The 24,701-nt window shown below is 70.9% G+C and carries 19 protein-coding genes; 7 read left to right on the forward strand and 12 right to left on the reverse strand.

Annotated elements, in window-relative coordinates; all coding sequences use genetic code 11:
- The first annotated feature begins 30 nt into the window (after window positions 1-30).
- Window positions 31-1,701, forward strand: a complete 1,671-nt coding sequence (locus ACFV2X_RS01895; protein ID WP_385610022.1) for a SpoIIE family protein phosphatase — start codon at window positions 31-33, stop codon at window positions 1,699-1,701.
- Window positions 1,702-1,736: 35 nt separating this feature from the next.
- On the opposite strand, the gene ACFV2X_RS01900 is transcribed toward ACFV2X_RS01895, so the two are convergent.
- The 6 genes from ACFV2X_RS01900 to ACFV2X_RS01925 all read right to left on the reverse strand — a co-directional run bounded on the left by ACFV2X_RS01900 (window position 1,737) and on the right by ACFV2X_RS01925 (window position 9,506).
- Window positions 1,737-2,723: a zinc-binding dehydrogenase gene (locus ACFV2X_RS01900; RefSeq protein WP_385610025.1), complete on the reverse strand. Its 987-nt coding sequence runs from the start codon at window positions 2,721-2,723 to the stop codon at window positions 1,737-1,739.
- Window positions 2,720-3,928 carry an MFS transporter gene (locus ACFV2X_RS01905; RefSeq protein ID WP_385610028.1) on the reverse strand — a complete coding sequence of 403 codons (1,209 nt, stop codon included), beginning with the start codon at window positions 3,926-3,928 and terminating at the stop codon, window positions 2,720-2,722. The genes ACFV2X_RS01900 and ACFV2X_RS01905 overlap by 4 nt, the downstream gene beginning before the upstream one ends.
- A 13-nt stretch (window positions 3,929-3,941) precedes the next feature.
- A complete protein-coding gene (locus ACFV2X_RS01910) occupies window positions 3,942-5,690 on the reverse strand; it encodes a GMC oxidoreductase (RefSeq protein WP_385610031.1) in 1,749 nt (582 codons plus the stop codon).
- On the reverse strand, window positions 5,687-7,099 hold the full coding sequence (locus ACFV2X_RS01915; protein ID WP_385610033.1) for a glycosyltransferase: 1,413 nt from the start codon (window positions 7,097-7,099) through the stop codon (window positions 5,687-5,689). Before ACFV2X_RS01915 ends, ACFV2X_RS01910 begins: the two co-directional genes overlap by 4 nt.
- Complete coding sequence (locus tag ACFV2X_RS01920; RefSeq protein WP_385610036.1) at window positions 7,092-8,495, reverse strand: alpha-amylase family glycosyl hydrolase; 1,404 nt, start codon at window positions 8,493-8,495, stop codon at window positions 7,092-7,094. Before ACFV2X_RS01920 ends, ACFV2X_RS01915 begins: the two co-directional genes overlap by 8 nt.
- Window positions 8,496-8,591: 96 nt before the next feature.
- Entirely contained in the window at window positions 8,592-9,506 is a 915-nt protein-coding gene (locus ACFV2X_RS01925; RefSeq protein WP_385610039.1) for an NmrA family NAD(P)-binding protein, read from the reverse strand.
- A gap of 87 nt (window positions 9,507-9,593) precedes the next feature.
- Here ACFV2X_RS01925 and ACFV2X_RS01930 point away from each other — a divergent pair, with 87 nt between their 5' ends.
- The 5 genes from ACFV2X_RS01930 (at window position 9,594) to ACFV2X_RS01950 (ending at window position 14,666) form a co-directional block, all read left to right on the forward strand.
- On the forward strand, window positions 9,594-10,364 hold the full coding sequence (locus tag ACFV2X_RS01930; RefSeq protein ID WP_385610041.1) for a TetR/AcrR family transcriptional regulator: 771 nt from the start codon (window positions 9,594-9,596) through the stop codon (window positions 10,362-10,364).
- Window positions 10,365-10,561: 197 nt separating this feature from the next.
- The gene (locus tag ACFV2X_RS01935) at window positions 10,562-11,503 is read left to right on the forward strand and encodes an ABC transporter ATP-binding protein (RefSeq protein ID WP_385610397.1); all 942 of its coding nucleotides are present in this window, start codon (window positions 10,562-10,564) and stop codon (window positions 11,501-11,503) included.
- A complete protein-coding gene (locus ACFV2X_RS01940; RefSeq protein ID WP_385610043.1) occupies window positions 11,500-12,375 on the forward strand; it encodes an ABC transporter permease in 876 nt (291 codons plus the stop codon). Before ACFV2X_RS01935 ends, ACFV2X_RS01940 begins: the two co-directional genes overlap by 4 nt.
- A gap of 48 nt (window positions 12,376-12,423) precedes the next feature.
- Window positions 12,424-13,128 carry a response regulator transcription factor gene (locus tag ACFV2X_RS01945; protein ID WP_385610046.1) on the forward strand — a complete coding sequence of 235 codons (705 nt, stop codon included), beginning with the start codon at window positions 12,424-12,426 and terminating at the stop codon, window positions 13,126-13,128.
- Complete coding sequence (locus ACFV2X_RS01950) at window positions 13,125-14,666, forward strand: ATP-binding protein (protein WP_385610049.1); 1,542 nt, start codon at window positions 13,125-13,127, stop codon at window positions 14,664-14,666. Before ACFV2X_RS01945 ends, ACFV2X_RS01950 begins: the two co-directional genes overlap by 4 nt.
- 29 nt (window positions 14,667-14,695) lie before the next feature.
- Here the strand turns inward: ACFV2X_RS01950 and ACFV2X_RS01955 are convergent, their stop codons facing one another.
- Window positions 14,696-16,390, reverse strand: a complete 1,695-nt coding sequence (locus ACFV2X_RS01955; protein ID WP_385610052.1) for an ABC-F family ATP-binding cassette domain-containing protein — start codon at window positions 16,388-16,390, stop codon at window positions 14,696-14,698.
- An 81-nt stretch (window positions 16,391-16,471) separates the two neighbouring features.
- Window positions 16,472-18,106: a ribosomal protection-like ABC-F family protein gene (gene abc-f, locus ACFV2X_RS01960; RefSeq protein ID WP_385610055.1), complete on the reverse strand. Its 1,635-nt coding sequence runs from the start codon at window positions 18,104-18,106 to the stop codon at window positions 16,472-16,474.
- Window positions 18,107-18,517: 411 nt separating this feature from the next.
- Between abc-f and ACFV2X_RS01965 the strand changes: the two genes are divergently transcribed.
- On the forward strand, window positions 18,518-20,824 hold the full coding sequence (locus tag ACFV2X_RS01965) for a FlgD immunoglobulin-like domain containing protein (RefSeq protein ID WP_385610057.1): 2,307 nt from the start codon (window positions 18,518-18,520) through the stop codon (window positions 20,822-20,824).
- Between the two features lie 108 nt (window positions 20,825-20,932).
- On the opposite strand, the gene ACFV2X_RS01970 is transcribed toward ACFV2X_RS01965, so the two are convergent.
- From ACFV2X_RS01970 to ACFV2X_RS01985, 4 genes are all read right to left on the reverse strand, one after another.
- On the reverse strand, window positions 20,933-21,871 hold the full coding sequence (locus ACFV2X_RS01970) for a phosphotransferase (RefSeq protein ID WP_385610060.1): 939 nt from the start codon (window positions 21,869-21,871) through the stop codon (window positions 20,933-20,935).
- 66 nt (window positions 21,872-21,937) lie between these two features.
- Window positions 21,938-22,597 carry a response regulator transcription factor gene (locus ACFV2X_RS01975; RefSeq protein WP_358635148.1) on the reverse strand — a complete coding sequence of 220 codons (660 nt, stop codon included), beginning with the start codon at window positions 22,595-22,597 and terminating at the stop codon, window positions 21,938-21,940.
- Entirely contained in the window at window positions 22,594-23,775 is a 1,182-nt protein-coding gene (locus ACFV2X_RS01980) for a sensor histidine kinase (RefSeq protein WP_385610064.1), read from the reverse strand. Before ACFV2X_RS01980 ends, ACFV2X_RS01975 begins: the two co-directional genes overlap by 4 nt.
- Window positions 23,772-24,608, reverse strand: coding sequence for a type II CAAX prenyl endopeptidase Rce1 family protein (locus tag ACFV2X_RS01985; RefSeq protein WP_385610066.1), 837 nt, complete (start codon window positions 24,606-24,608; stop codon window positions 23,772-23,774). The genes ACFV2X_RS01980 and ACFV2X_RS01985 overlap by 4 nt, the downstream gene beginning before the upstream one ends.
- Between the last annotated feature and the right edge of the window lie 93 nt (window positions 24,609-24,701).

A 24,701-nucleotide genomic window follows, 5' to 3' on the forward strand; every position in this document is an offset into this window, starting at 1 on the left:
GCCGCGCAGGCGGAAGCCGACGCGGCCAGAGTGACATTCCTCCGGGAGACGATCAGCCGTATCGGCACCACCCTGGACCTCGGCCACACGGCCCGCGTACTGGTCACCTCGGCCGTACCGCGGTTCGCCGACTTCGCCTCCGTCCATCTGCACGACCACGTAACCGCTCATGACGACGCCTCCGTTCCGCAGCAGCCGCTGGGCTCCGTCGTGATGCACCGCGTGGCGAGCGCGCACACCGACGACCCCGGCGCCGAAGAACTCCACGCGGAGCGGACCTTCGTCTACCAGGCCGACACGGCCATGGCCCGGTTTCTCGCGCTCGTCGAACCCATCCTCATCCCCCGGGTCGACCAGGACACCCTGCGCCAGCTGCCGCAGGAGCTCGACAGCCCGGCCGCCCGGTCGGTGCTCTCCGGCTCCTCCGTCATGCTGGTGCCGCTGACCGTACGGGGCCTAGTCCTCGGCTTCATGGTCTTCGGGCGGAAACCGGAGCGGCTCGCCTTCAGCCCGGTGGATCTGGCCGCCTGCAAGGAGATGGCCGAGCAGGCGGCCCTGTCTCTGGACAACGCCCGCCTCTACAGCCATGAGGCCAGAACGTCCGCCGTGCTGCAGCGCAGCCTTCTGCCCACGCGGCTACCCCGTCTGCCCAGCGTGGAGATCGCCTACCGCTACCACCCGTGCAGCCGCACCACACAGGTCGGTGGCGACTGGCTGGACGTGATCCCGCTGCCCCGCCACCGGGTCGGCCTCGTCATCGGCGATGTGGCGGGCCACGGACTGCACGCCGCCGTGGCGATGGGCCAACTGCGCACCGCGGTGCGGACCCTCGCCACCATGGACCTTCCGCCCGCACAGCTGTTGGCCCACCTCGATCAGCTGGCGCAACACCTCGGCCACGTCCCCCTGACCACCTGTCTGTACGCCATCTACGACCCCATCGCGGGACGAGCCGCCTTCGCCAGCGCCGGCCATCTGCCACCCGTCCTGCTGCGCCCCGACGGCACGGACGAACTTCTCGAGATTCCCGTCGGCGCACCGATCGGTGTAGGGAGCACCGCCTTCGACACGCTGGACGTGTCCATCGACTCCGGCAGCCTTCTCGTCCTCTACACCGACGGCCTGGTGGAGGCGCGCGGACACGACATCGAGGAAGGGCTCCTCGCCGTGCGCTGCGGCCTCACCGCGGCGCACCCGTCGCTGGACGAGGCGTGCGAGTCCCTGCTCCGGCAGCAGCACCCCATCGGCGACCACGACGACATCGCCGTCCTCATGGCCCGCCTCCACAGCGTCCCCGACGACAAGGTGGCCACCTGGCGCTTTCCGCCGCAGCCCCAACAGGTGAGCGTCGCCCGGCGACGGGTGCGCGACACCCTCACCGCATGGGGCCTGGGCCCGCTCTGTGACACCACCGAACTCCTCGCCGGCGAACTACTCACCAACGCCATCCGCCACACCAGCCATCCGGTCGGCCTGCGGCTGGTGCACACCGACACACTCCTGTGTGAAGTCACCGGCGACCAGCAGATCACGCCCATGCTGCCGCACACCCCCGGCACCCAGGCGTCCCACTGCGCCATCACCCTGCTCCAGAAGCTCGCCACTCGATGGGGCTGCTCCGACACCTCCACCGGCAGAACCGTCTGGTTCGAAAGCAACCTGCCCGCCCCGGCGTCCCGCGCGATCGCGCGCCGGCTCTGACGCCCGGGCCTGACGCCGCTACGGAACGGACGGCGTCAGGCCCGGGCGGAAGGGGCGGGTTCGATGACGGCCTTGATGAACCCATCGGGCCTACGGACCGCGTCCCGGAACGCGGCGGGAATCTCGTGCAGCGGGTAGCGATGTGTCAGGAGGTCCGAGGGATCCAGTTGGCCCGAGTCGACCAGGGCGATCGCGGTGCGCATGCCGCCCAGGATCGTCGGGAGATCGCGGAAGTGTGCATTGGCGATCCGGAACGCCCGCTCGTTCCAGTGCGCGAGGTCGACCGTCCGGGGCTCCCCTTGGTGGTATCCGACGATCGCGATCGTGCCACTGGTGCGGGTGACCTGGCCCGCGAGGGTAAGGGCGTCCTGGGCACCGGTGGCCTCGTACGTCAGGTCCGCGCCACCGGCCTCGGTGTCCGCCGCGACGACAGCGGCGAGCGATTCGGTGCGCAGATCCACCACCCGTGTCGCGCCCTGCTCGGCGCAGCGGGCCAGGGCGGTGGGACGGCGGCCCGCCACGATGACCGATCGCGCGCCCTTGAGGACCGAGAGACGTTGGATGAGCAGGGCCATGAAGCCGGTTCCGATGATCACCACATCGGCCCCCACCCTCGGAGCGGCGAGTTCGACGGCGTTGACGCAGCACGACAGCGGCTCCGCCACGGCCGGAAAGACGCGGCCGGGGCGGACGGGTATGGCGTGACGCGTCTCGATGACCATGAATTCGGTGAATCCGCCGCCGGGCACCCACGCCACCACGTGATCGCCGACGCTCAGCGGACCTCCCTCGTCGCCCGGCGCGATCTCCTCGACCACACCGGCGATTTCATGACCTATCTCGACCGGATAGCGGCCTGATCTGCCGAGCCACTGATCGGCCTCCGACGCACACAGACCGCACTGGGTGACCCGGATCAGGGCCTGGCCGGTACGGACCGGCTCAAGCCGCCTGCGAATGAGGTCGACCCGGCCGGGACCGGTCAACAGGGCCTGGGCGGTTGAGATGGTCGATGCCTTCACGGGACGACCTGCCGCTCCTGTGCACGTGCGGGCGCCACCGAGCAGGTGACCGGGGCCAGCCCGGCGATGATCGCCGCCGCGACCGCCAGCAGGCCGAGGGCGGTCGGCAGCCCGACGAGGGTCGACAGACCGCCGATGATCGGGGAGACCAGCAGCCAGCCGAGGTTTCCGGCGAAGCCGACATGGCCCATCACCCGGGCCGAGTCGGGCAGCGCCCCCGCGGCGGTGAACGCGCCGGGGAAGACCGCGCTGATCCCGGCACCCGCGACGACGAGCGCCGCCAAGGTGACCCCGGGCTGTCCGAGCAGCAGGGCGACGGTCAGCGCGGCCGCACAGCACAAGGTGCCGATCCGGATGAGGCGTACCCACCCGAGGCGATCGACCAGCCAGTCGTTGAACAGCCGGGTGACGACCGACCCCGCCGAGAAGGCCGCGTACCCGGCCGCGGCCATCGCGGCGTCCGCCCCCACCTGGCGCAGATACACACCGCTCCACGACGCGGGGGCGTCCTCCACCAGAGCGGCGAGGAAGGTCATCAGCGCGAGCAGCGGCACGGTCAGCCGCCCCTTCGGACCCTGGCCGGCCGGTTCCGCCGATCCGTCCGCCGCCGTGGCCTGGTCGCTCGGCGGTGTCCGCGTCGCATGTTCCACATCCGGCTGGAGCCCGCAGGCCGCCACCGCCGACACGACGGCGAGCAGGACGGCCATGGACACGAACTGCGCCGTCAGCGGCATGCTGAGGGACGCCGTGGCGACTCCGGCCAGGCCGCCCGCGACGGCGCCGATGCTGCGGATGGCGTGCATGGAGTTGAGCACCGCGCGTCCGTACTGCTGCTGGACGGAGACCGCCTGGGCGTTCATCGCCACCGACGTACATCCGTCGGCGGCGCCGAGCAGCAGCAGCACGGCCATCAGGGACCACGCGGAATGCGCGGTCGGGACGAGGCCGAGCGGCAGGCACAGCACCACGGGGGCCAGCGCGCTCACCGTACGGCTGCCGAGGCGCCGCACCAGCAGCCCGCCCGCCTGGCTGCCGGCCAGCGCGCCGAGCCCCGGGCCTGCCAGCACCAGGCCCAACACGCCTGCCGACAGCGTGAGTTCGTCCTGTACGGCGGGTACCCGGGCGGCCCAGGAGGCGAAGATCGCACCATGGACGAAGAAGATCGCCGACACCGCTGTCCGTGCCCGCCGCAGCGGCGTGGGCATGCGACCGCCTCCCTCACGCACCGGACCGCTCCGTTTCCCGCCTCGGCCCCGGCACCGCCCGTCCTCGGGGGACGGTGTGCCGCAGATGATCGGCGAGGCGGAGCGTCAGCGCGACTCCCGGCAGCACCGGGCCGGCCGAGTCGAGTGCGGGGAAGACCGCCGGACCGGCGGCATACAGGTTCTGTATGGCGTGGATCCGCCCGTCGGCGTCGGTGTGCGCATCGCGGGGATCATCACCCATGCGCAGGGTGCCCATCTCATGGTGGCCGCAGCCGAGGGGTTCTCGCCGCTCCGACGGTTCCAGCAGGGCCGTCGACCGACCGTCGGCGACGGCTACGAACCGCCCTGAGCGCAACACCTCGACGGGGCCGTCACCGACCAGAGTTCGAACGGCGGCATCGGCCGAGCGATCCATGGCATCCCAGGTCCGCCGATCCGCCGGCCCGGGCGACAGCCGTACATACGCGAGGCGGGCGCCGTACTGATCCCGTTCGTCGAGCAGACTCACCTCGCCGGTGCCGTCCGCTGCCATCTCCCCCACACTGGCGAGGGTGACGACGAGATGCCTCGGCGGGATACGGAGCATCCGATCCAACGCCTCCACGTCGCATCTGGGCGTTTCAGTGTAGAGCCGCCGGGCGGCCTCCTCGGGCAACGACCCGACTCCATACGCGGTGATCTGGTGGTGGAAGCGCGTATCGGGCCCCGTCGGACGCCGACACGCGCCACGCATATGCAGCGCGGCGGCGCCCCACTCCTGCCCGGGTCCCGGGTGGGGGTCGAAGGGGAAGGGAATGCGCACCGTGAGGTTGGAGCGCAGATGGGTGGTCAGGTGGTGCGCGCCGTGTGCGGTGCGCGGCAGGCCGTCGGCGCCGAGTACGAGCCGGGCGTTCTCGATGGTGCCCACCGCGAGGACGACCCGGGCGTGATCGGGCACCCGCAGCCTCCCGCGGCTGGTGTCGATCGCCGTGATCCTGCCACCGCTCGCCTGGAGCCCGACGACATGGCAGTCGGTGAGCAGTTCCAGGTCGCCGGTGCCGTCGCCGAGTCGTTCGGTCAGCAGCGGCGCCGCACTGAACCGCACCAGCCGCGGCGATCCCCCGTCCCCGTCCTCGACGGCATCGATCGCCAAGGGCATGTTCAGCCGTGACACACAGCTGTACTGGTGGCCGCTACCGAGGTCAGGTGCGTACGGCGGATCGGGGAGCTCGTTCGGCCGGAGCAGTCCCGGCAGATGGTTCCCGGCCAGCGCACCGAGCAGCCGCCCCCGCAGTCGCCGGTTGAGCTCGCCGTCGAAGTGCGGTGCGATGCGCGGCAGGCCCAGCAGGTTCGCCGCGGCGGGCAGGTAACGGTTGGTGAGTTCGGCCCTCACGCGGGCCGGCCAGCGGTCCCGGATGCCGTCCTGGTCGAGCACCGGCCATACGCAGTAGGCGCCCCAGAACAAGGACCGTCCGCCGACCCCGTAGGCAAGGCCGTGGTACGGCAGAGCGGAACGCCATGGCACTCGCCATCGGCCGTTCCGCGCGGGCGGGGCATCGGCCACCGCTTCGGGCAGGGACGGCGGAGGCACGGTCTCCGTGGCCGACGGGGCGTTCTGCACATGCTCGGTCCGCTCCAGTCGGCCGGACTCCAGCAGCAGCGTGGGCACGCTGCCACCACCCCGGCCGAGCTCCCAGGCGAGAACCGAGCCGAATGTGCCCGCTCCGATGATGATGACATCTGGTTGCTGACGCGGCGTCAGCCAGGCGCCGGGCGCGCTCACCGTCCCACCGCCGTGGGGGCGCCGCACAGGTCGAGATAGAGCGACGCGTGGTCGCGGAACTCGCGTTCCGCGAGATATCGCGGCGCACAGTGGTCATGTGCGGCCCGTCCCAGCCTGTCGCGCAGCGCCTCGTCGCCGAGCAGCCGCCCGACCTGCCGGCCGAACGCCGCGAGATCGGTGGGGTCGTCCACCAGAAGGCCGGTCACACCGTGGGTCACCTGGGCACGGATGCCTCCGACCGCGCTCGCCACCAGCGGGCGCCCCTTCCACATCGCCTCGGCCACCGCCAGCCCGAACCCTTCTTCCAGACTCTTTTGGACGACGACCGTCGCGTACCGCTGCAATGCGTTGACGATCAGGGCATTGGCCCGTAGTTCGGCGGTGTCGTCGGCGAGCCCCAGGCCGACGAGATGAACACGTCGGCGTACCTCGGCCGGGAGCGCCGCGCGGTCCCGCAGGACCGCGTCGAACACGGCCATGTTCTCCGGGTCGTCCGCGACATCGGCCGGGTCGGGACCGGCCAGGATCAGATGCGCGCGGGTGGCGGGATCGATGTGGCGTATGAAGGAGGTCAGGGTGCCCGCCATGTCCTTCAGCGGGTCCCAGCGGGCCAGTTGCAGTACGGTCGGAGCGCCGGGCGGCACCGGCTCGTCCTGCCACACCGTGACGCGTCGGCCCGCGTATGCCGCGACCTCTCCCCCCAGCTGGGCGGGGCCGGGCGAGCCGAGCAGCCCGACGGTTGCCAGCACGCCGCGCACCTCCACCTCCCCCATGGGCCGGCACTTGTCCGACACGTCGTCGATGGCCGGTGCCATGATCGCCACCCGCTGCGGATCGAGGCCCGGCGGAACGTAGTCCGGGAGGGAGAAGACACAGCGCAGCGGCGCCTTCAGGAAGGGCCTCAGAAACGTCCAGGCGGCGGTCACCTCAGGGCCCGGGAACGAGGTGCCGATATGGCTCCGCCAGGCCACCCGCATGCCCGCCCGCCGCAGCACCGGCGCCATCCCGAGAGTCTGCGGATCATGCAGCAGTACGAGGTCGCCGGGGGTCATATGGGTAAGCGCCGTGGCGGCGGCCTCCCGTGTCGTGCGCTCGTACGCCGCGAACTCACCCTCGCCCAGCGGCCGTCCATGGCCGGGGCTGCCGTGGAAGAGGTGATGCAACTGCTTGGTGATGCCGAAGAACTCCTGGTCCCCGTTCATGACCAGCCAGCGGGCGCGCATCCCCGCCTGTGCGTGCCGGGACATCGCGGAGCGCAGCAGCTCGGCGACCCCGCCACCGACCGCTGTGGTGTTGATGTGCCAGACGGTGCGGCCGTCGAGTGCGTTCAGCGCCGCCCCGACCACTCCGTCCTGGGTGGCCCGTGTGTCTCGTGGAGTCGGCACCTCCACGGCGGTGATCTCAGCCATCGATACACACCGCCGATCCGGCGAAGTCGAGGTCCACGGCGACGGCCCCGCGTCGATAGCGCCAGTGGTCGTCCTCGGCGGGCAGTGGCCTGTACGGTCCGGTGAGCCGCTTCTTGAGCGCGATGAGTCTGCGGGTCTCGTTCAGCACCGAGTCGGGGTCCGCCATCTGATCGGCGACGTTGCGCTCCGTGTCGCCGAGCGGCAGCCAGGGCTCTCCGGTGGTGAATCCGCCCAGGTGTCCCCGTTGCCACGGCATGGGCGTACGGCTGGCGTCGCGCGGCCACGGCGCCGAGTCGCGCAGCCGCGCGACCGGGATGACGGTGTCCTCCATCCCGATCTCGTCGCCCTGGAACAGCACACATGCGCCCGGCAGGGTCAGCAGCATCGCCAGGGCGAGGCGGGTCTTGCGGTCATCGCCGTCACACCATCTGGTGGGAAAACGCGACAGGTCATGGTTCGAGGCGAGCCACACGGGAGTGTCGCCGGGGCCCAGTGTCTCCAGCCAGGTCTCCGCGCACGAGCGCAGGGCGTCGGCGCCGAAGTCCGAGAAGAGAAGCTGGAAGTACTGCGGCAGTTGCAGCTCGTCACCCTTGCCGTAGTAGGCCACCAGGTCGGCCGGTTCGGGCACCCAGGTGGCTCCCATCAGCAGCCGCGGTGGGTCATATCGGTCGGCTACGGCCCGCCATCGCCGTAAGACATCGTGGACTTCGGGCTGATGGGCGCTGTGGACCGGCCGCTGTCCGCGGTTGAGGTCCCACATGTGGTCGCCTTTGCGCGCGACGGGATTGTCACGCAGCTGACGGTCCTTCAATATCACGTAGCAGGCGTCTATCCGGAAGCCTGCGACACCCTTGTCGAACCAGAAGGCGAGAATGTCATCAAACTCGGCCCGCACATCGTCGTTCCACCAATTCAGATCGGGCTGCTGCGGCAGATAGCTGTGCAGGTAGTAGGAGCCTTCGGCCTCGTCGTACGACCACGCGGGGATATGCAGTGAACTGACCCAGTTGTTGGGGCGATCGGCCCAGACGTAGTAGGAGCGCCTGGTGCCGGGGGATGTGAACCATGGGTGGTCGATGCTGGTGTGGTTGGGCACCAGGTCGAGCAGCACCCGGATGCCTCGGCTTTCGGCCTCCGCGATGAGCCGGTCGAAATCCTCCATGGTGCCGAGCGATGGCTCGATGGCCCGGTAGTGGGTGACGTCATAACCATGGTCATGGTTGGAAGAAGCGGTCACCGGGGTGCACCAGATGGCGTCCACCCCGAGCCAGGAAAGGTAGTCCAGACGAGACACGATGCCGGGAATGTCGCCCACGCCATCGCCGTCGGAGTCCGCGAATGAGCGTACGTACAACTGGTAGATCACCGCGTTCTGCCACCATTCCGGATCCCCCAACGTTCGACCTCCCAGGCGCGTGTCATGCTCCTGTCACTTACCGCTTACCCCATGACACACACCCGCCGAACACCGGTTTCGGCCAGATCTCCGGAGTCAGGACGTGGTGAATTGGGCGCGAATGGCAGCGGCGCCGGATTCGGTGAGCCAGTCGGTGAGGGTGCGCAGTCCGGGGTGAATGACGCGTAGTGCCTCGATATCGGCGTGCCAGCGGTGACCGGCCGCCCAGCGCTTTTGGGTCTCCGCGATTTCCGGGCCGAGCGCGGCGGCCTCGCCGTCGGTGAGCTGTTCGTACCGGATCGGGGCGCCGGTGGCCTCGGCGATCGCGGCAGCGGCCTCGACCGGGGTCGGCTCGTCGCCGGCCAGTTCCAGCGTTCGGCCGGCGAATCGGGCCGGGTCCGCGAACGCGAGGACGGCGAACTCGGCGATGTCCTCCAGCGCGATGATCTGCATGGGCTCGTGCGGCGGGAAAAGGTGCCGGTGTACGCCGTGGGAAATGCCGTCGATCCGGCTCCCCCCAACGCCGAGATAGTTGGTCATAAACCGCACGGGGCGCAATACGGTGGGCAGCGCGATGTGGTCGCGCAGATACTCCTCGATCAGCGTTTTCCCCTCCCAACCCCGCGTCACGCCCGATGCCGTGGCGACGGTGCTGAACACGAGTTGCTCGATCCCCGCCGCGGCCACGGCGTCGATCAGCGTCCGGCCGCGGGCCGCTTCGAGCTCCGTTTCAGGGCCGGTCGGTCCGTAGGCCAAGGGCGGTACGCCGAACACGGCGGAGGCGCCGTCGAGCGCGGGCCGCAGACTGGCCGGATCGTCGAAGTCGCCGCGCACGAGTTGGGCGCCCGCGGCGGCCAACTCGGCAGCGGCGGGGGCGGTCAGGTCGCGCACCAGGGCTCGCACCGGCCGCCCTTCGGCCAGCAACCTCCGGGCGGTGGCACCGCCTTGCTTACCGGTGGCGCCGGTGACGAGGATCGGGGAATCGGGGTTGGCCGGTGTCGTGGTGGTCATGGTGGCCTTTCCGGAGAAGGTGGAGGATGCTGAACGTCATCCGGGATGCTCCACCCGTTTCAACCCCGCGGACAAGGATTTCGTGACATGACAGCAGCACCGGACACGAAAGCAGTACCTGGTGCGGCACCCGCCGGGCGCGCGGATGCCCGCCGCAACCGAGCGCTCGTACTGAGCACGGCGATGCGCGTATTCGCCGAGGAGGGTCTTGAGGTGTCACTCGGCCGGATCGCGCAGCGCGCCGGGGTCGGCGCCGGGACCGTCTACCGCCACTTCCCGACCAAGGAGATCCTGATCGAGGCGGTGCTCGCCGAACACGTCGAGCGTTTGGTGGCCGCCGCCGACCAGTGGGCCGCCTGCGCCGCGCCCGGTGACGCGCTCTTCGGGTTTCTGCTCGAAGTGACCGAGAAGTCGATGGGCCGCCGCCACTTCTGCGATGCGCTCACCGCCGGTCAGGGCTGGCCGCGCGCCGTGCTGGCCGCCGCGGGAAAGCGGCTCCACCAGGCGCTGGAGCGCCTGCTGCGCGACGCGAAACAGGCCGGTGCGATACGCCCCGACGTACGGGCCGACGATCTGTCCCCGCTGATCATGGGCGGTGTCGCACTGCGTTCGGCACACCGGGACCCGGCACGCGGCACCTGGCTGGTGCGGCTGCTGCTCGACGGATTGCGCACCCACCCCGTCACGAAAGCCGACCCCTTCCGTGACTCGTCCGCCCTCCCCCGTCACGAAACCAGCGCCCTGAAGTACTGCGTGGAATGCGGTGCGACGCTGCGGGTCCACGCCACCGGACGGCCACCCCGCTACTGCGGCCCGACCTGCCGCCAGCGCGCCCATCGGCGCCGTCCCGCCGTTTGACCCCGCCATCACTCTGTGAGTTTCTGTGAGTTGCCGCTGGGCCGGCCGCCGTGACCTGCCGGTTTCCGCCGGACCGGCCTCCCGGTTCCCATGGCGCACTCAGACTCGTGCACATCCGGCCCAGAAGAGCGGATCACTGTGAGGTGGTGGGCGCGGCGACCGCGCGCACCACGCACACCATCGGCTCTGGAGTCATGATGATCGAAGTCTGCGGACTCACCAAGCGCTACGGGGAGGTCCTGGCCGTCGACGGCCTGACGTTCGCCGTCCGCCCAGGGGAAGTGACCGGGTTCCTCGGTCCCAACGGTGCCGGGAAGTCGACCACACTGCGGATGATCCTGGGTCTGGATCCCGCCAGTTCGGGGACCGCCACGGTCGGCGGGCGCCCGTATTCCGCGCAGCCGGCGCCGCTGAAGGCCGTCGGGGCGCTGTTGGACGCGGGCGCGGTGCTGCCGAGCCGTACGGCCTACCATCATCTGCTGGCGCTGGCGGCCGGCAACGGGATTCCGCGTAGTCGGGTTGCGGCGGTGCTGGCGGAGGTCGGGCTTGAGAGCGCGGCTCGCCGCAGGACCGGGACGTTCTCGCTCGGCATGCGGCAGAGACTCGGCATCGCCGCGGCGCTGCTGGGTGATCCTCCGGCACTCGTGTTCGACGAACCGCTCAACGGTCTCGATCCGGAGGGGATCGTCTGGATCCGCGGGCTCATGCGGCGGACGGCCGCCGAGGGGCGCGCCGTGCTGATGTCCAGCCATCTGATGAACGAGATGGAGCTCACCGCCGACCACCTCATCGTCATCGGCCGCGGTCGGCTGATCGCGGACACTCCCATGAAGACGTTCATCGACGCGCACTCCGGCCGTGAGGTCCTGGTCCGCAGCCCGCAGGCGGAATCGCTGCGCGGGATGCTGGCACCGGCGGAGGAGGTGCGCGCGGACGGCGTGGACGGCCTGGTGGTGACCGGTCTGGACGCGGCGGAGATCGGCGCGCTTGCCGCGGTCGGCGGAGTGGAGTTGCACGAGCTCACGCCCCGGCAGCCGTCGCTGGAGCAGGTCTTCATGGATCTGACCCGCGATGCCCTCGAATATCACGCGGAGAACGCGGAGAACTCAGAGAACTCAGGGATGGAGACGAGCCGATGAGCGGGAGTGCCGTGGACACCTGGACGGCCGTGGGGAGCGAGTTGACACCGGACGCGCCGCGCGGGCGCCGTAAGCCTCCGGCACCGGCGGGCCGGGCGACGTTCCCGCACTGCCTGACCGCCGAGTGGATCAAGATCCGTACCATGCGGTCGACCGGCTTCGTCATCCTCGGCACCCTGGCGTTCTGTGTGGGTCTGGCCTCCCTCAACGGCGCATCCGCCGGGGGCGACTACGCGAGCATGACGGCTGCCGACCGGGCCTCCTTCGACCCGCTGGCCACCAGCCTGCGCGGTTATCTGGTGGCGCAGATCGCCCTCGGCCTGCTGGGCGGTCTGGTGATCACCTCCGAGTACGGTGCCCGCACGATCGTCAGCACGCTGACCGCCGTACCGCACCGGGCCCGGGTGCTGGCCGCCAAGGCCGCGGTCCTGATCGTGGTCGCGCTGCCGGTCGGACTGCTGGTGTCCCTCAGCGGCTTTCTCGTCGGGCAGGCGGCGCTGGCTGGTGCGGACGCCCCGCACCTCGGTCTTTCCGATCCTCAGGCGCTACGCGGGATATGGGGCGGTGGGCTCTATCTGACGCTTGCCGCCCTGTTCGGGCTCGCGATCGGCACGGTGATCCGTAGTACGACGGCCACGGTGACGACCCTGTTCGGCACCATGCTGATCGTTCAGGCGTTCGCGCCGGCCCTGCCCGGTGCGGTCGGCGACTGGGTGGAGAAGTACTGGCCGTCCATCGCGGGCGGACAGATCATCACCGGCTACCGTGATCCGGCGCTGCTGGCTCCCTGGTCCGGGCTCGCCGTCATGGCGGGGTGTGTCGCGGTCCTGCTGACGGTGGCGTTCATCGTCTTCCGCAAGCGCGACGCATAGCGGGCCGGGAGAATGAACCAGCGGAACGATCGGGTGGGGACGGGACGTATGACGGCTTCGGAACGGCTACTGGTGGTGGAGGACGAGCCGACGGTGCGCGAACTGCTGTCCGCGAGCCTGCGACTGGCCGGATTCACCGTGGCGCCGGTCGCGACCGGCACGCAGGCGCTGGCCACGGTGCGCGAGCAGCGTCCCGACTTGATCGTGCTGGATGTGATGCTGCCCGACTTCGACGGCTTCGAGGTCGTCCGCCGACTCCGCGGGCAGCATCCCACCGCGGCGGCGGGGCATCCGCCGGTGCTGTTCCTCACCGCCCGCGATGCGCCCGAGGACCGGATCAGCGGGCTCAGGGCGGGCGGTGACGACTATGTCACCAAACCGTTCAACCTGGAGGAGCTGGTTCTGCGCATCCGGGCCATTCTGCGCCGCACCAGTGGCCGACAGGCCGACGGCCGGTTGGTCGTCGGCAGTCTGGAGCTGGACCCCGACAGCCATCAGGTGACCCGGGACGGGCGCCCCGTGCAGCTCTCCCCGACCGAGTTCAGCCTGCTGCGCGTGCTGATGGAGAACGCCGGTCAGGTGCTGTCGAAGTCTCAGCTCCTGGAGCTGGTCTGGCAGTACGACTTCGGGGGCGACGACAGCATCGTCGCCTCCTACATCAGCTATCTGCGGCGCAAGGTGGACCTGGACGAGCCGAAGATGATCCATACGGTGCGCGGCACCGGCTATGTGCTCCGCAGGCCCCGGCAGTGAACAAGAGCCCGCTGCGCGACAGCCGGTTCTCGCTGCGCGGCCGCTTCTCGCTGCGCGGCCGGTTCTCGCTGCGCGGCCGGCTGCTGGCGATCTCCCTGCTGCTGCTCGTGGTCGCCCTGCTCGGCAGCAATGCCCTGGTCGTCACCCTGCTCCAGCGGGATCTGGTGCATCAGCTGGACGACCGGCTCCGCGCCGCCGCCACGGTCACCGCGCGCCTGACCGATCCGTCCGGCGTGGCGGGTGATCAGGCACCGCAGCTGCGCGCCACCGTGGAGCAGCACCTGACCGGTGATGTCTATCTCGCCGATCTCGGCTCGAACGGCCGCGTGCGGCGGGTCATCCGGCCGGCCGCGCGCAGCGCTCCCGAGCTGCCCCCGCTCGGCGCCGCGGCCGTCCGCGAGCGCGACCTCCGCCCCTTCGAGGCCCCGGCCGTCGACGGCGACGAGTCCTGGCGGGTGATCGCCGTACCGCTCGACGCGACGGAGGGAGCGCGCACGGGGCCGAAGGCGCGGGCCGCGGAGGCCCACGGCATCGTCGTCGCAAGCTCGCTCGCCGAGGTCGACTCGACGATCACGCAGCTCGGCGCCCGGATGTTGGTGATCGACTCCCTGGTGCTCGCCCTGCTCGGCGTGGTCGGGTGGTTCGCCGTGCGCGGCGGGCTGCGTCCGTTGCACCGTATCGAGACCACCGCGGCGGCCATCGCGGACGGCGACCTGTCCAGCCGGGTCCCTGAGCTGGCCGCCTCCCGTACCGAACTCGGCCGGCTGGCCGCGGCGCTCAACGGGATGCTGGACCGGATCGAGGCGAGTGACGCCGCGCGGGCCGCCGCCGCCGACCTCATGCGCCGCTTTATCGCGGACGCCAGCCATGAGCTGCGTACCCCCCTCTTCGGCATCAAGGGGTTCACCGAGCTGTACCGGATGGGCGGCATGCCCGAACGCACCGATGTCGACGCCGCGATGAACCGCATCGAGCGGGAAGCGGCCCGGCTGGTCCGGCTGGTCGAAGACCTGCTGCTGCTCGCCCGCCTCGACGAGCACGCCGCCGCCGCGGACCTCCCGCTCCGGCTCACCCCCATGGATCTGCGCACCCTGGCCGCCGACGCCCTGCACGACCTCCGCGCGCTCGATCCGCTCCGCCCCGTCACCCTCACCGGCCCCGGCGGCGGCCCGCCGGGTGGCGCGCCGGTGCTCGGCGACGAGGCGAGACTGCGGCAGGTGACCTCCAACCTCGTCGGCAACGCGGTGGCCCACACGCCGTCCGGCACCCCGGTCCGGATCGGTGTCGGCGCCGAGGACGGCCTGGCGGTTCTGGAGCTGCGGGACGAGGGACCGGGGATGTCGCAGGAGCAGGCCGCCCGTGTCTTCGACCGCTTCTACCGCGCGGACGGCGCCCGCGGCCGCACCGAGAGCGGAGGCGCGGGCCTCGGTCTCGGGATCGTCGACTCCCTGGTGACGGCCCACCACGGCCGGGTGGAGGTCCACACGGCCCCGGGGGAGGGCGCCACCTTCCGCGTACTCCTCCCCCTGCACGGCTGACCGCCCGAAGCAGCGGCCCGTAGTACGAGTCACCGCCGCCGGGCGGACCGGCCGACGGCGGCCGATCCGAACTCTCCGGCAGCGGCTGGCGGCGCGCCGGAGTCCAGCCGGAGCTCCCGGCCCTGCCAGCGCTTTCTCAGCCACCGGTCGTGACTGGCCACGACGATCGCGCCGGGCCCGGCCCCCAGGGCCTCCTCCAACTCGTCGCACAGTCGCGGCGAGAGATGGTTGGTGGGCTCGTCGAGCAGCAGAAGCTCGGGCGGGCGCGCGACCAGCAGCGCCAGCGCGAGGCGGCGCCGCTGACCGACCGACAGATGGCCGACCGCCTTGTCCAGGTCCGCCTCGTGCATCAGGCCCAGTGAGTCCAGCGGGACGGCCTGCGCCCGTTCGGCGCCGAGGAAAATTTCATAGGTGTCCCGGACCGTACGCTCCGGCCGGTCGAATACGGTGTCCTGGGCCAGCAGCCCCACCGTCAGCCCGCGCCGCCGCCGCGCCTCGCCCTGTACGGCGAGCCGCCCGGCGAGCACACCCAACAGCGTGGACTTCCCCGCCCCGTTGCCGCCCGTGACGAGCAGCCGGTCCGTCGCCCCCACATCGAGACGCCCGATGGCCAGGCGGCCCGGGACCCGCGCGTCGCGCAGCGCCACCAGGGTTCCGTCCGCCGACCCCTCCGCGAGCGCGGTGTGCTGGAACCGCAGGGGCGGTGGCGGCGCGCCGACCTGTGTGCGCTCCAGTCCCTCCAGTCTGCGGGTGGCGTCGCGCACCCGGCGCGAGATCTGGTTCTGCACCCGGCCGGCGCGGTGGCCGTAGCCCATCTTCTCGTTGTCCCTGCGCCCGCGGTTCGGGGCGAGGGCGTGCGCGGTGACACCGGCCGTGTGCCGCAGCGCCTCGAGTTCCTGCTGCTCCTCGGCGTGGCGCCGCTCCCAGCGTTCCCGCTCGGCGTGCTTCTCCGACAGGTAGGCGCTGTAGTTGCCGCCGTAGCGGACCGGGCCGTCCACGGCCGGATCGAGATCGATCAGGTCGGTGCAGACGGCGTCGAGAAAGGCCCGGTCATGGCTGGCCAGCAGCACAACGCCGGGCAGACCGCGTACCTGCTCCTCCAGGAAGGTGGCGGCGCCGTCGTCGAGGTGGTTGGTCGGCTCGTCCAGCAGCAGCGCCGAGGGCCGTCGGACCAGCAGGGCGGCCAGCGCGAGCCGACCGCGCTGGCCGCCGGAGAGCGACCCGAGGGTGCGGTCCTGCCCGACCGTACCGAGGCCGGCCGCGCCGAGGCCGAGCCCGTCGAGGACGAGCGCGGCCCGCCGGTCCGCGTCCCACGCCTCGCGCTCCTCGGCCCGCTCCAGCCGCCCGCCATACGCCTCCAGCAACGCCGCATAGCCGGGGGCATCCTGCGCTGTTCGGGCGAGCTCGTCGGAGAGGCGTTCCAGTGCAACGAGGTCTTCGCGCACCTCGCGCAGGGCGTCGTCCATGACGTCGGCGATGGTCGCCTTGGCGTCGAACGGCATCTCCTGCTGGAGGAAACCCAGGTCGGCCGGGCGCTCGACCCGCCCGGCATCGGGTTCGTCCACCCCGGCGAGCAGGCGCAGCAAAGTCGACTTGCCGACGCCGTTCTCCCCGATCAGCCCGATGCGGTGTCCGGGGGAGGCGACGAGGGAGACACCGTCGAGCACCCGTCTGCTGCCGAGGGTGCGGACGAGGTCATGGGCGAGCAGGGGTGATTGAGGCATGGTGGTCCGTCCCAGGTGATGGTTGTTCGGCCCGCGGGGTGGCACACCTCGACGCGGGCCCGGTGGGCGCGGGCCGACCCGCTACCGCTGGGGCGCGCCCGTCTCGGTGAGCTCGCCGTCGGCCAGCCGGAGCCACCGGTCGACGCCGATCTCCGCGAGGAACCGCTCGTCATGGCTGACCACCACGAAAGCCCCCTGGTAGGAGCCGAGGGCGCTCTCCAACTGGGCCGCGCTCACCAGGTCCAAGTTGTTCGTCGGCTCGTCCAGGAGCAGCAGTTGGGGGGCCGGTTCGGCGCACAGGACACAGGCCAGGGTGGCGCGGAGCAGTTCGCCGCCGGAGAGGACCGCGACCGGCAGATGTGCCCGGGCGCCGCGGAAGAGGAAGCGGGCGAGCAGGTTCATCCGCTCGGCCGGTGGCCGCTGAGGGGCGAAGGCCGCGAAGTTCTCCGCGACCGTACGGCTGCGGTCCAGCACGTCCAGCCGCTGTGAGAGATAGGCGATCCGCCCGTCGGCGCGCTTGATCTCGCCGCTGTCCATCATCAGGTCGCCGTTGATCAGCCGGAGCAGTGTGCTCTTGCCCGCTCCGTTTGTCCCGGTGAGCGCGATGCGTTCGGGCCCACGGATCGTCAGGTCGACGCCCTTGCCGGCGAACACGGGCCGCTCGCCGTGGCGGACCTGCATGGCCTCGCCGAGGAAAAGGGTGCGCCCGGCGGGCACATCGGTGTCCGGCAGGTCCAGGGTGATGCGCTGTTCGTCGCGCAGCGCACGCCCCGCCTCGTCCACCCGGGACTTGGCCTCGCTGACCCGGGAGGCGTGCGTCTGCCCCGCCCGGCCCGCGGACTCCTGGGCTCCGCGCTTCATGTTGCCGGCGAAGATACGCGGCAGTCCGGCGCTCTTGAGGTTGCGGGCGGCGTTACTGGCGCGGCGCTCGGCGCGTTCACGGGCCTGCTGCATCTCCCGCTTCTCCCGCTTGAGCTCCTGTTCGGCGTTGCGCAGGTTCTTCTCGGCGACGTCCTGCTCGGCCCGCACCGCCTTCTCGTACTCGCTGAAGTTGCCGCCGTAGAAACGCAGTTCATCGCCGCCGAGTTCGGCGATGCGCTCCATGCGGTCGAGCAGGGCCCGGTCGTGGCTGACGAGCAGCAGACAGCCGTTGAAGTCCTCCAGCACGTCATAGAGCTTGTGGCGCGCGTCGAGGTCGAGGTTGTTGGTGGGCTCGTCGAGCAGGAGCACATCGGGCCGCTTGAGCAGCTGGGCCGCGAGCCCGAGGGAGACCACCTGACCGCCGCTGAGCGTGCCGAGCCGCCGGTCCAGGGCGAGGTCGGTCAGGCCCAGGCGGTCGAGCTGGGCGCGGGTGCGCTCCTCGATGTCCCAGTCGTCGCCGATGGCCGTGAAATGTTTCTCGTCGACGTCGCCGGACTCGACGGCGTCGATGGCCCGGATCACCGCGGCCACGCCCAGCACCTCGGCCACCGTGAGTTCACCGGTGAGGGGGAGGCTCTGGGGCAGATAGCCGAGGGTGCCTTGCACCGAGACGGAGCCGGCGCCGGGCCGCAGCTCGCCGGCGATCAGCTTGAGCAGGGTGCTCTTGCCGGAGCCGTTCGGAGCGACCAGCCCCGTACGGCCGGTGCCCACGGTCAGGGACAGGTCCTGGAAGACGGGGGTGTCGTCGGGCCAGGTGAAGGAGACGTTCGAGCAGACGATGGCAGCATCGGACATGGGGTGACCTCGTGCGATGTGAGAGGGGGAGGAAGAGACCTCTGCCCCGGGCAGACAGACAGAAAAAGGGAACGACTGCGAGACCACATCAGCGGTGCTCCTGTGCACCAGCCGGTGGCCGCTCACATCCGGGGATCACCCGCAGATGTCGTCGTCACCCACCATGTCGACCGCTCCTCGATACACGAATACGTCCGCACTAGCCTAACAGCAGGCTCGCGGCGGTCCGAATCCTTTATCGGATCACCGGGTGCCGGTCCACCGGATGCGCAATCTTCCGCAAGAGCCGCCATAAGCCGCCGCAACAAGGGAGTTGTCCTTACCCTGACGTGGGCCTCGCCTGGTCGGCAGGTCCGTGGGTGACCGGGGGCAGCTGATCGTCACCGGTCGATCAGCGAGGGGGATATGGAAATGAACCTGCGGCAATCGCGTCTCAGACGCTCGGCGCACTCCGCGGCGCTGGTCGCGGCCACATTCACGCTCGCCTCGGGCGTGGCCGTAACACTGCCGTCGGCCACCGCCCACGCGGCCGACGCCACCGAGGTGGTCATCCCGTCGCCCGATGCCTACGCGGATCGGGCCGAGACGCTGCTGTCCACCGGCGACACCGGTGTGCTGCACCAGGAGCAGGGCTCCACGAGCTATCTGTGGACCAACACCTACAACCGCCAGACGGTCCCCGTGAAGGCGCTGGACGGTGTGGAACGGGAGTCGATCTTCTCCAGCCACGACCAGTCCAACCGGGTCGCCTACGCCACCACCGACGCGGACGGCGCGACCACGATCACTCTGCTCAACGTCGACCAGAACACCAAGTCCACCCTGCGGCTGCCGGACGGCTACGCACACCCCCAGGAGTACGGCGGGTTCGTCCTCGCCACCCGGACTCTGGAGGACGGCACATACGAACTGCGGGTGCTGCGGGCCCGCGCCGGGAACACACCCTTCGACGTGCAGGTGCAGCTGCCCGCGGACGCCACCGCCGAGTCCGAGCCGGTGGTGCTCGGTGGCGAGAGCACCTCGCTCCTCATCCGCTACCGCACCGGCTCCACCCACGGCTACGGCATCCTCAACGGCATCACCGGCGCGGTCGCGCCGCTGCCGGTCACCGGTGAGGCGAGCAGCTTCCGCCTCACGCGCGACACGGTGACATGGTTCAGCCGCCAGGACGAGCAGGGGGTGCGGGTGCTGCCGCGCGACGGCAGCACGACGGCACCGCGGGTCGTCCCGCTCACACCGCGGTCCTCCGACAGCGAGATCACCGCCTACACGGTGGGCCGGAACGTGCTGTGGCACGAGGGTGACCGCGGACCGCTGCGGCTGACGCCGATCGACGGGGCGGAGACCTCACGCGTCCTGCTCACCGATGTCGAACAAGGTCTGCAGGGGTCCAACAGCACGCTCACCGCCCTGGGCCGCGACGCGGACGGCACCCGGGCCATCCACCGGTTCACCGTGGACGGCAGCGGGCTCGTGTCCGATCTGCAGTTGCGCGTGGTGGCGCCGGTCACGGTGGCGTACGGCTCGATCCAGGCGCTCGGCCTGGACCGGGGCACCGTCCGCTACGTCAACGCGCTGCAGCAGACACAGCGGCTGCACGGCAAGGACATCGGCGCCTCGCTGGACCCGTCCACGGGGGACGATCTGCCCGTCCACGGCGACTCCGCACCGGGGCGGTTCGCCGACGGCGGCGACGAGGGCCTGGCCCGGCTGGTGGCGGACCCGGACAACGGCGGCAAGGACGTACTGGTGACGGGTGACGACCCGGACCAGCCGGTCGACCGGCTTCCGCTGCCGGCCACGGACGGCCGCATCCTGGACGTCTCCCCCGAGTACGTCCTCTACGAGTCGCAGGGCCCGTACAAGCGGCAGTACGTCATCGACATCGTCCGCGACCGGATCGTCAAGGAACAGGCTCCGCAGGCCGCGGCCCTGGACTACGCCACCCTCTGGACGCCGTCCCCGGACCGGCCCGGCACCGTGATCGCCACCGATCTGCGCACCGGGAAGCAGACCGACACCGTGACGCTCGGCGCCTCGTGCACACCCGAGGAGTTGCAGAGCAACGGCACACTTCTCTACTGGAGTTGCCCCGAACAGGGCAAGGCCGGTGTCCAGAACCCGGTCTCCGGGCTCACCTACCCCGCCCCGGCCGACGAAGTCCTCCTCGGTGACGGCTTCCTCGCCGGCCACAACGCTGTCGACGGCGCACTCACCCTGACCGGCCTCAACGAGGACGGCACCACCACCGATCTGGGCTCCGTCCTCGCGCTGAAGCCCACCTCCGCGGCCGACAGCCGGGGCAGCACCTGGGCGGTGGACCGCCGCGCGGGCAAGCTCGCCTATGTCGACCGGGCGGAAACCGTGCACATCTTCGCGCCCCAGCACGGCGTCTCCGCGCTTTCCGTCCCGGACCGCAGCGTCCCCGCCACCTGGGACCGTGGCGAGGAGACCGCCGCCTGGAACGCCCAGTGGTGGCTGTCCAAGCCGGCCGCGTCCTGGAAACTGACGCTGCACAACGACGACACCGACACCCAGGTGCGCACCTGGAGCGGCGAGTCGACCGCGAGCACCGTCAAGGCCTTCTGGGACGGCACCACCACCGACGGCGCCACCGCCCCCGAGGGCGCCTACACCTGGACCCTCACCGCCACGCCGGCGGACGGTCAGGGTGACCCCGTCACCGTGTCCGGGACACTCACGGTCACCGGTCGATGAGGCCGGGCGACTGACCCGGCAGGAAATCCTGACGCCACGTCACCGAGGTTCCGGGTCGGCGGAGCGCGGTAAGCGCCGCGCTCCGCCTCGCCGCGCTCGGTGGCGGGGTCAGCCGGTGGCGTCCGACAATTCCTCGTACAGCCCTTCCAGCGCGATGCGATCGTCGTCCGTACCTGTGTGTGGCGCGCTGAACCAGCGTGCGTAGTCGACGATCTCGGCAAGCCGCCAGTCGAGCGCGAACAGTTCGACCATCGCGGGGTCGGCGGCCAAGCCGCCGCTCTCATCCGTATCGAGCAGATCGGCGTAGTCCCGCTCGCGCGGCGCGAGAGCAAGCGACTCCCAGTCGACCAGCTTGAGACCGCCGGCAACCACGACCTGATTGTCGTTGTGCGGCTCGCCATGGGTCGGCACCCAGACATCCCGGCGGGCGTCCGCGATGCCCGCCAGCTCCAGATAACGGCTGGTCCAGCGCTTGATCGCGGCATGGTGTGCGGCCAGTGCGCCCCGGGCCCGCTCCGCCAGCGGGCCGGACGTCCAGGGCCGGGCGGTACGATCCCGCAACTCATCCGCGAACTGGGGGCCGACCCGTGGGGTCCAGTACGGTATGCCGTCCGGTGGCGCGGCGCGATGCAAGGTGGCCAGCGCCGCGATCACCTCACGGACGTGCTGGGGCGCACTGGCCTCCGCCTCGGTCGGAGACCGGCCGTCCAGCCACGGCGTCACACTGAGCACACCGGGCCCGACGTCGATGGTGAACCGCCCGGACGGCGCGGACAACGGCGCACACACCATGTCCAAACCACCGGCCGCCAGCGTGGCCGCGCCCGCGTAGGCGGCCTCCAGCGAGGCCGCGGTGTGCCGGGGCGCCGGCTGATCCAACGTCACGAACAGTGTCTTACTCGGCGTCTTACCACCGGCGGCCACCCGCCAGTGGTGCGCCCCGAAACCCCAGGGCAGGTAGGCGACTTCTGCGACCTCGGGCAGCCAGTGGCCGGCGACCGCGCTCGCGATCGCCTCATCATCGATAAAGGACGGACGGGTACGCACAAGATCCCATCCTAGGAAGCAGCTGGACCACCGTCACACGAATTTCCGCCGCCCACGTGGCGCGTGTCAGGTCACCAGGCCTTGACGGTAGGCATAGACCACCGCTTGGACGCGGTCACGGAGATCGAGTTTGGTGAGGATGCGCGACACAAAGGTCTTCACGGTCTCGTGGCTTATCTGGAGGGCCGCGGCGATCTCACTGTTGGAGAAGCCGTCCGCGATGAGGCGAAGGACCTCCAGTTCGCGCGGGGTCAGCGGGATGTCACGCGAAGTGTCCTCGGCGGGCCGGATCCGGGCGGCGTACGTGCCCACGAGCCGGCGCGTCACCTCGGGGTCCAGCAGCGCCGCGCCGGTGGCCACGGTCCGGATCCCGTGCAGCAGTTGGGACGGCGGGGCTTCCTTGAGCAGGAAGCCGCTCGCCCCCGCGCGCAGCGCCTCGTACACGTACTTGTCCAGGTTGAACGTCGTCACCACGAGCACCTTGACGGGGTGCGGCACCCCGGCGCCGGCCAGCAGGCGGGTGGCCTCGATGCCGTCGAGCACCGGCATGCGTACGTCCATCACCACGACCTCCGGGCGCAGCCGGCCGGCGAGGTCGACCGCGGCTTGCCCGTCTTCGCATTCGCCCACCACCTCGAGGTCGGGCTGGGCGTCGATGATCGTCACCAGCCCGGTGCGGACCAGCACCTGGTCATCGCAGACCAGGACCCGGATCGGCGCGGTCACGACGGGCTCCCCGCGGGGATCCGGGCCCGGACGACGAAGCCGCCGCCCGTCCGGGCGCCCGCGCTGAAGTCGCCGCCCAGGACGTCGACCCGTTCGCGCAGACCGGCCAGGCCCCGGCCACTCCCGCCGAGGGAGCCGGTCCGCGCGCCGGGCCGCGAGCCGGCCGGCGTGCCGGAGCCGTCCGTGCTGACCTCCACGGTGATGTCCTTGTCGCCGTGGTGCACCTGGACCGAGGTACGGCTGCCGTGGGCGTGCTTGAGGGCGTTCGTCAGGGCCTCCTGAACGACCCGGTAGGCCACGAGGTCGGCGCTGCCGGTCGACTCCGCGGGCGTGCCCTCCTCGGTGAACTCCACCGGCTGCCCGGCCCGGCGCGTCTGCTCCACGAGCGTGAGCAGCCTGCCGACGGGCGGTGTCCTGGCCGGTCCGGAGCCGTGGTCGGGGTTGATCAGATCGAGCAGATGCCGCAGATCGGCGGTGGCCCGCCGGCCGGCATCGGTGACCGCGGTCAGGGCCTGGTCGAGGCGATCGGGCGCGGCGGTCAGATAGCGTGCCGCCTCGGCCTGTACGACCATCGCCGTCACATGGTGGGTCACGACGTCGTGCAGCTCGCGGGCGATACGGGCGCGCTCGGCGGCGCGGGTGTCCTCGGCGACGCGGCGGCGGCGTTCGGCCTCCGCGGCCCGGGTGGAGCGCAGCCACCCCCCGATGCCCCACGCGAGGGCCAGGGCCACGTAGTACGTCACGAACTCGCTCGGCGGCTCGCCCGAACCGAGCTGGTAGAGGGCGACCGCCAGTGGCACGTACGCCACGGAGAAGACGAACACGGTGGCGCGCCGGTGCCGCTCCAGATGGGACCCGGCGGACAGCAGGGCGATGGGCATCGCGGTCCCCGCGAGCGAGTGGTAGCCACGGAGCTGGTCGACGGCGAAGCCGAGCGACACCAGGGAGAGACAGACGACCGGCCACCGCCGGCGCATGGCGAGCGGCAGGCACTGGAGGGCGACTGCCACGATGGCCGGCGCGTCGAAGGGGCGGGCCGCGAGGCCGCCGAGCTGTGTCCCATGGTTCTGGGACGCCGGCAGGAGCGACGCGGCGAGGATCAGCAGGCCGAGCGGGAGATCCCGGACCGTGACATCCAACCGGTGCCACGTCTCCGGGATTTGCCGAGAACTGATCACCGGGCGAGTGTAGCGGTGGCGGCACCCTCCACGGCGCGCCGACGGCGGGGCATCAGATGGCCACGGCGGCTGGCCAGCCACATGAACACGATCGTCACCAGCACACCGAACAGCAGCGTGTACAGACTTCCCTCCGGACCGAAGTCGCCACCGGTGATCGGCGCCGGGCCCGATGTCGCGGAGTCCAGCAGTCCCTTCGGGGTGCCGTTGCCCGACACCTCGGTGCTGAAGATGCCGGAAATGGCGAAGTTCCAGCCGAAGTGCAGTCCGATCGGCACCCACAGGTTGCGGGTGGCGGCGTACGCGGCACCGAGCATGCCACCGGCCTCGATCGCGATGGCGATGGCGCCCCACAGGCTGGCGTGCGGGTTGAGCAGATGCGACAGCCCGAACAGCACACCGGTCAGCGCCAGCGCGATCCATGTACCGATGCGCTCCTCGACAATCCTGAACAGGACACCGCGGAACATCAGTTCCTCCGTCACCGCGGCGGCGGCCATGAAGCCGAACAGCCCCACCGCGCCCGTCGGCGAGCCCAGGCCGTTGACCTTGTAGTAGCCGAGGAAGGCGATATTCGCGACGACGAACCCGGACATCACGAAGCCGATCAGCACCCCCCAGCCGATCGCGGCCCCGGCACCCTCCCGGGCCACCTCCGTGGACGGGCGGCGCTCGGTCCGCCGCACCACCCACCCGTAGACGAACACCGCGAGCACGGCTGTCGGGACTCCGACGGCCAGCTTGAGCCACGGGTTCCCCTCCACCGCGGCAAGGCCCTGGCCGCCGAGGAAGGCGACCGCCGCGACGGCCACCAGTTGCCAAACCAGCCTCATGAAGACTCCTTCGCCAGATCCGCGGCCGGAGTGCCGCGGCGGCACCGAACGCTACGGATCGGCCGGCCCGGAATCGTCACCACACGGTGGACA

This window comes from Streptomyces sp. NPDC059679, from assembly GCF_042734105.1.
Taxonomy (GTDB): domain Bacteria; phylum Actinomycetota; class Actinomycetes; order Streptomycetales; family Streptomycetaceae; genus Streptomyces.

Bases quoted from the DNA above. Each gene is read 5' to 3' on its own strand.
- ACFV2X_RS01935 (WP_385610397.1), top strand. From the start codon at position 10,562: ATGATCGAAGTCTGCGGACTCACCAAGCGCTACGGGGAGGTCCTGGCC.
- ACFV2X_RS01915 (WP_385610033.1), bottom strand. From the start codon at position 7,099: ATGGCTGAGATCACCGCCGTGGAGGTGCCGACTCCACGAGACACACGG.
- ACFV2X_RS01925 (WP_385610039.1), bottom strand. From the start codon at position 9,506: ATGACCACCACGACACCGGCCAACCCCGATTCCCCGATCCTCGTCACC.
- ACFV2X_RS01955 (WP_385610052.1), bottom strand. From the start codon at position 16,390: ATGCCTCAATCACCCCTGCTCGCCCATGACCTCGTCCGCACCCTCGGC.
- abc-f (WP_385610055.1), bottom strand. From the start codon at position 18,106: ATGTCCGATGCTGCCATCGTCTGCTCGAACGTCTCCTTCACCTGGCCC.
- ACFV2X_RS01940 (WP_385610043.1), top strand. From the start codon at position 11,500: ATGAGCGGGAGTGCCGTGGACACCTGGACGGCCGTGGGGAGCGAGTTG.
- ACFV2X_RS01905 (WP_385610028.1), bottom strand. From the start codon at position 3,928: ATGCCCACGCCGCTGCGGCGGGCACGGACAGCGGTGTCGGCGATCTTC.
- ACFV2X_RS01985 (WP_385610066.1), bottom strand. From the start codon at position 24,608: ATGAGGCTGGTTTGGCAACTGGTGGCCGTCGCGGCGGTCGCCTTCCTC.
- ACFV2X_RS01930 (WP_385610041.1), top strand. From the start codon at position 9,594: ATGACAGCAGCACCGGACACGAAAGCAGTACCTGGTGCGGCACCCGCC.
- ACFV2X_RS01945 (WP_385610046.1), top strand. From the start codon at position 12,424: ATGACGGCTTCGGAACGGCTACTGGTGGTGGAGGACGAGCCGACGGTG.
- ACFV2X_RS01965 (WP_385610057.1), top strand. From the start codon at position 18,518: ATGAACCTGCGGCAATCGCGTCTCAGACGCTCGGCGCACTCCGCGGCG.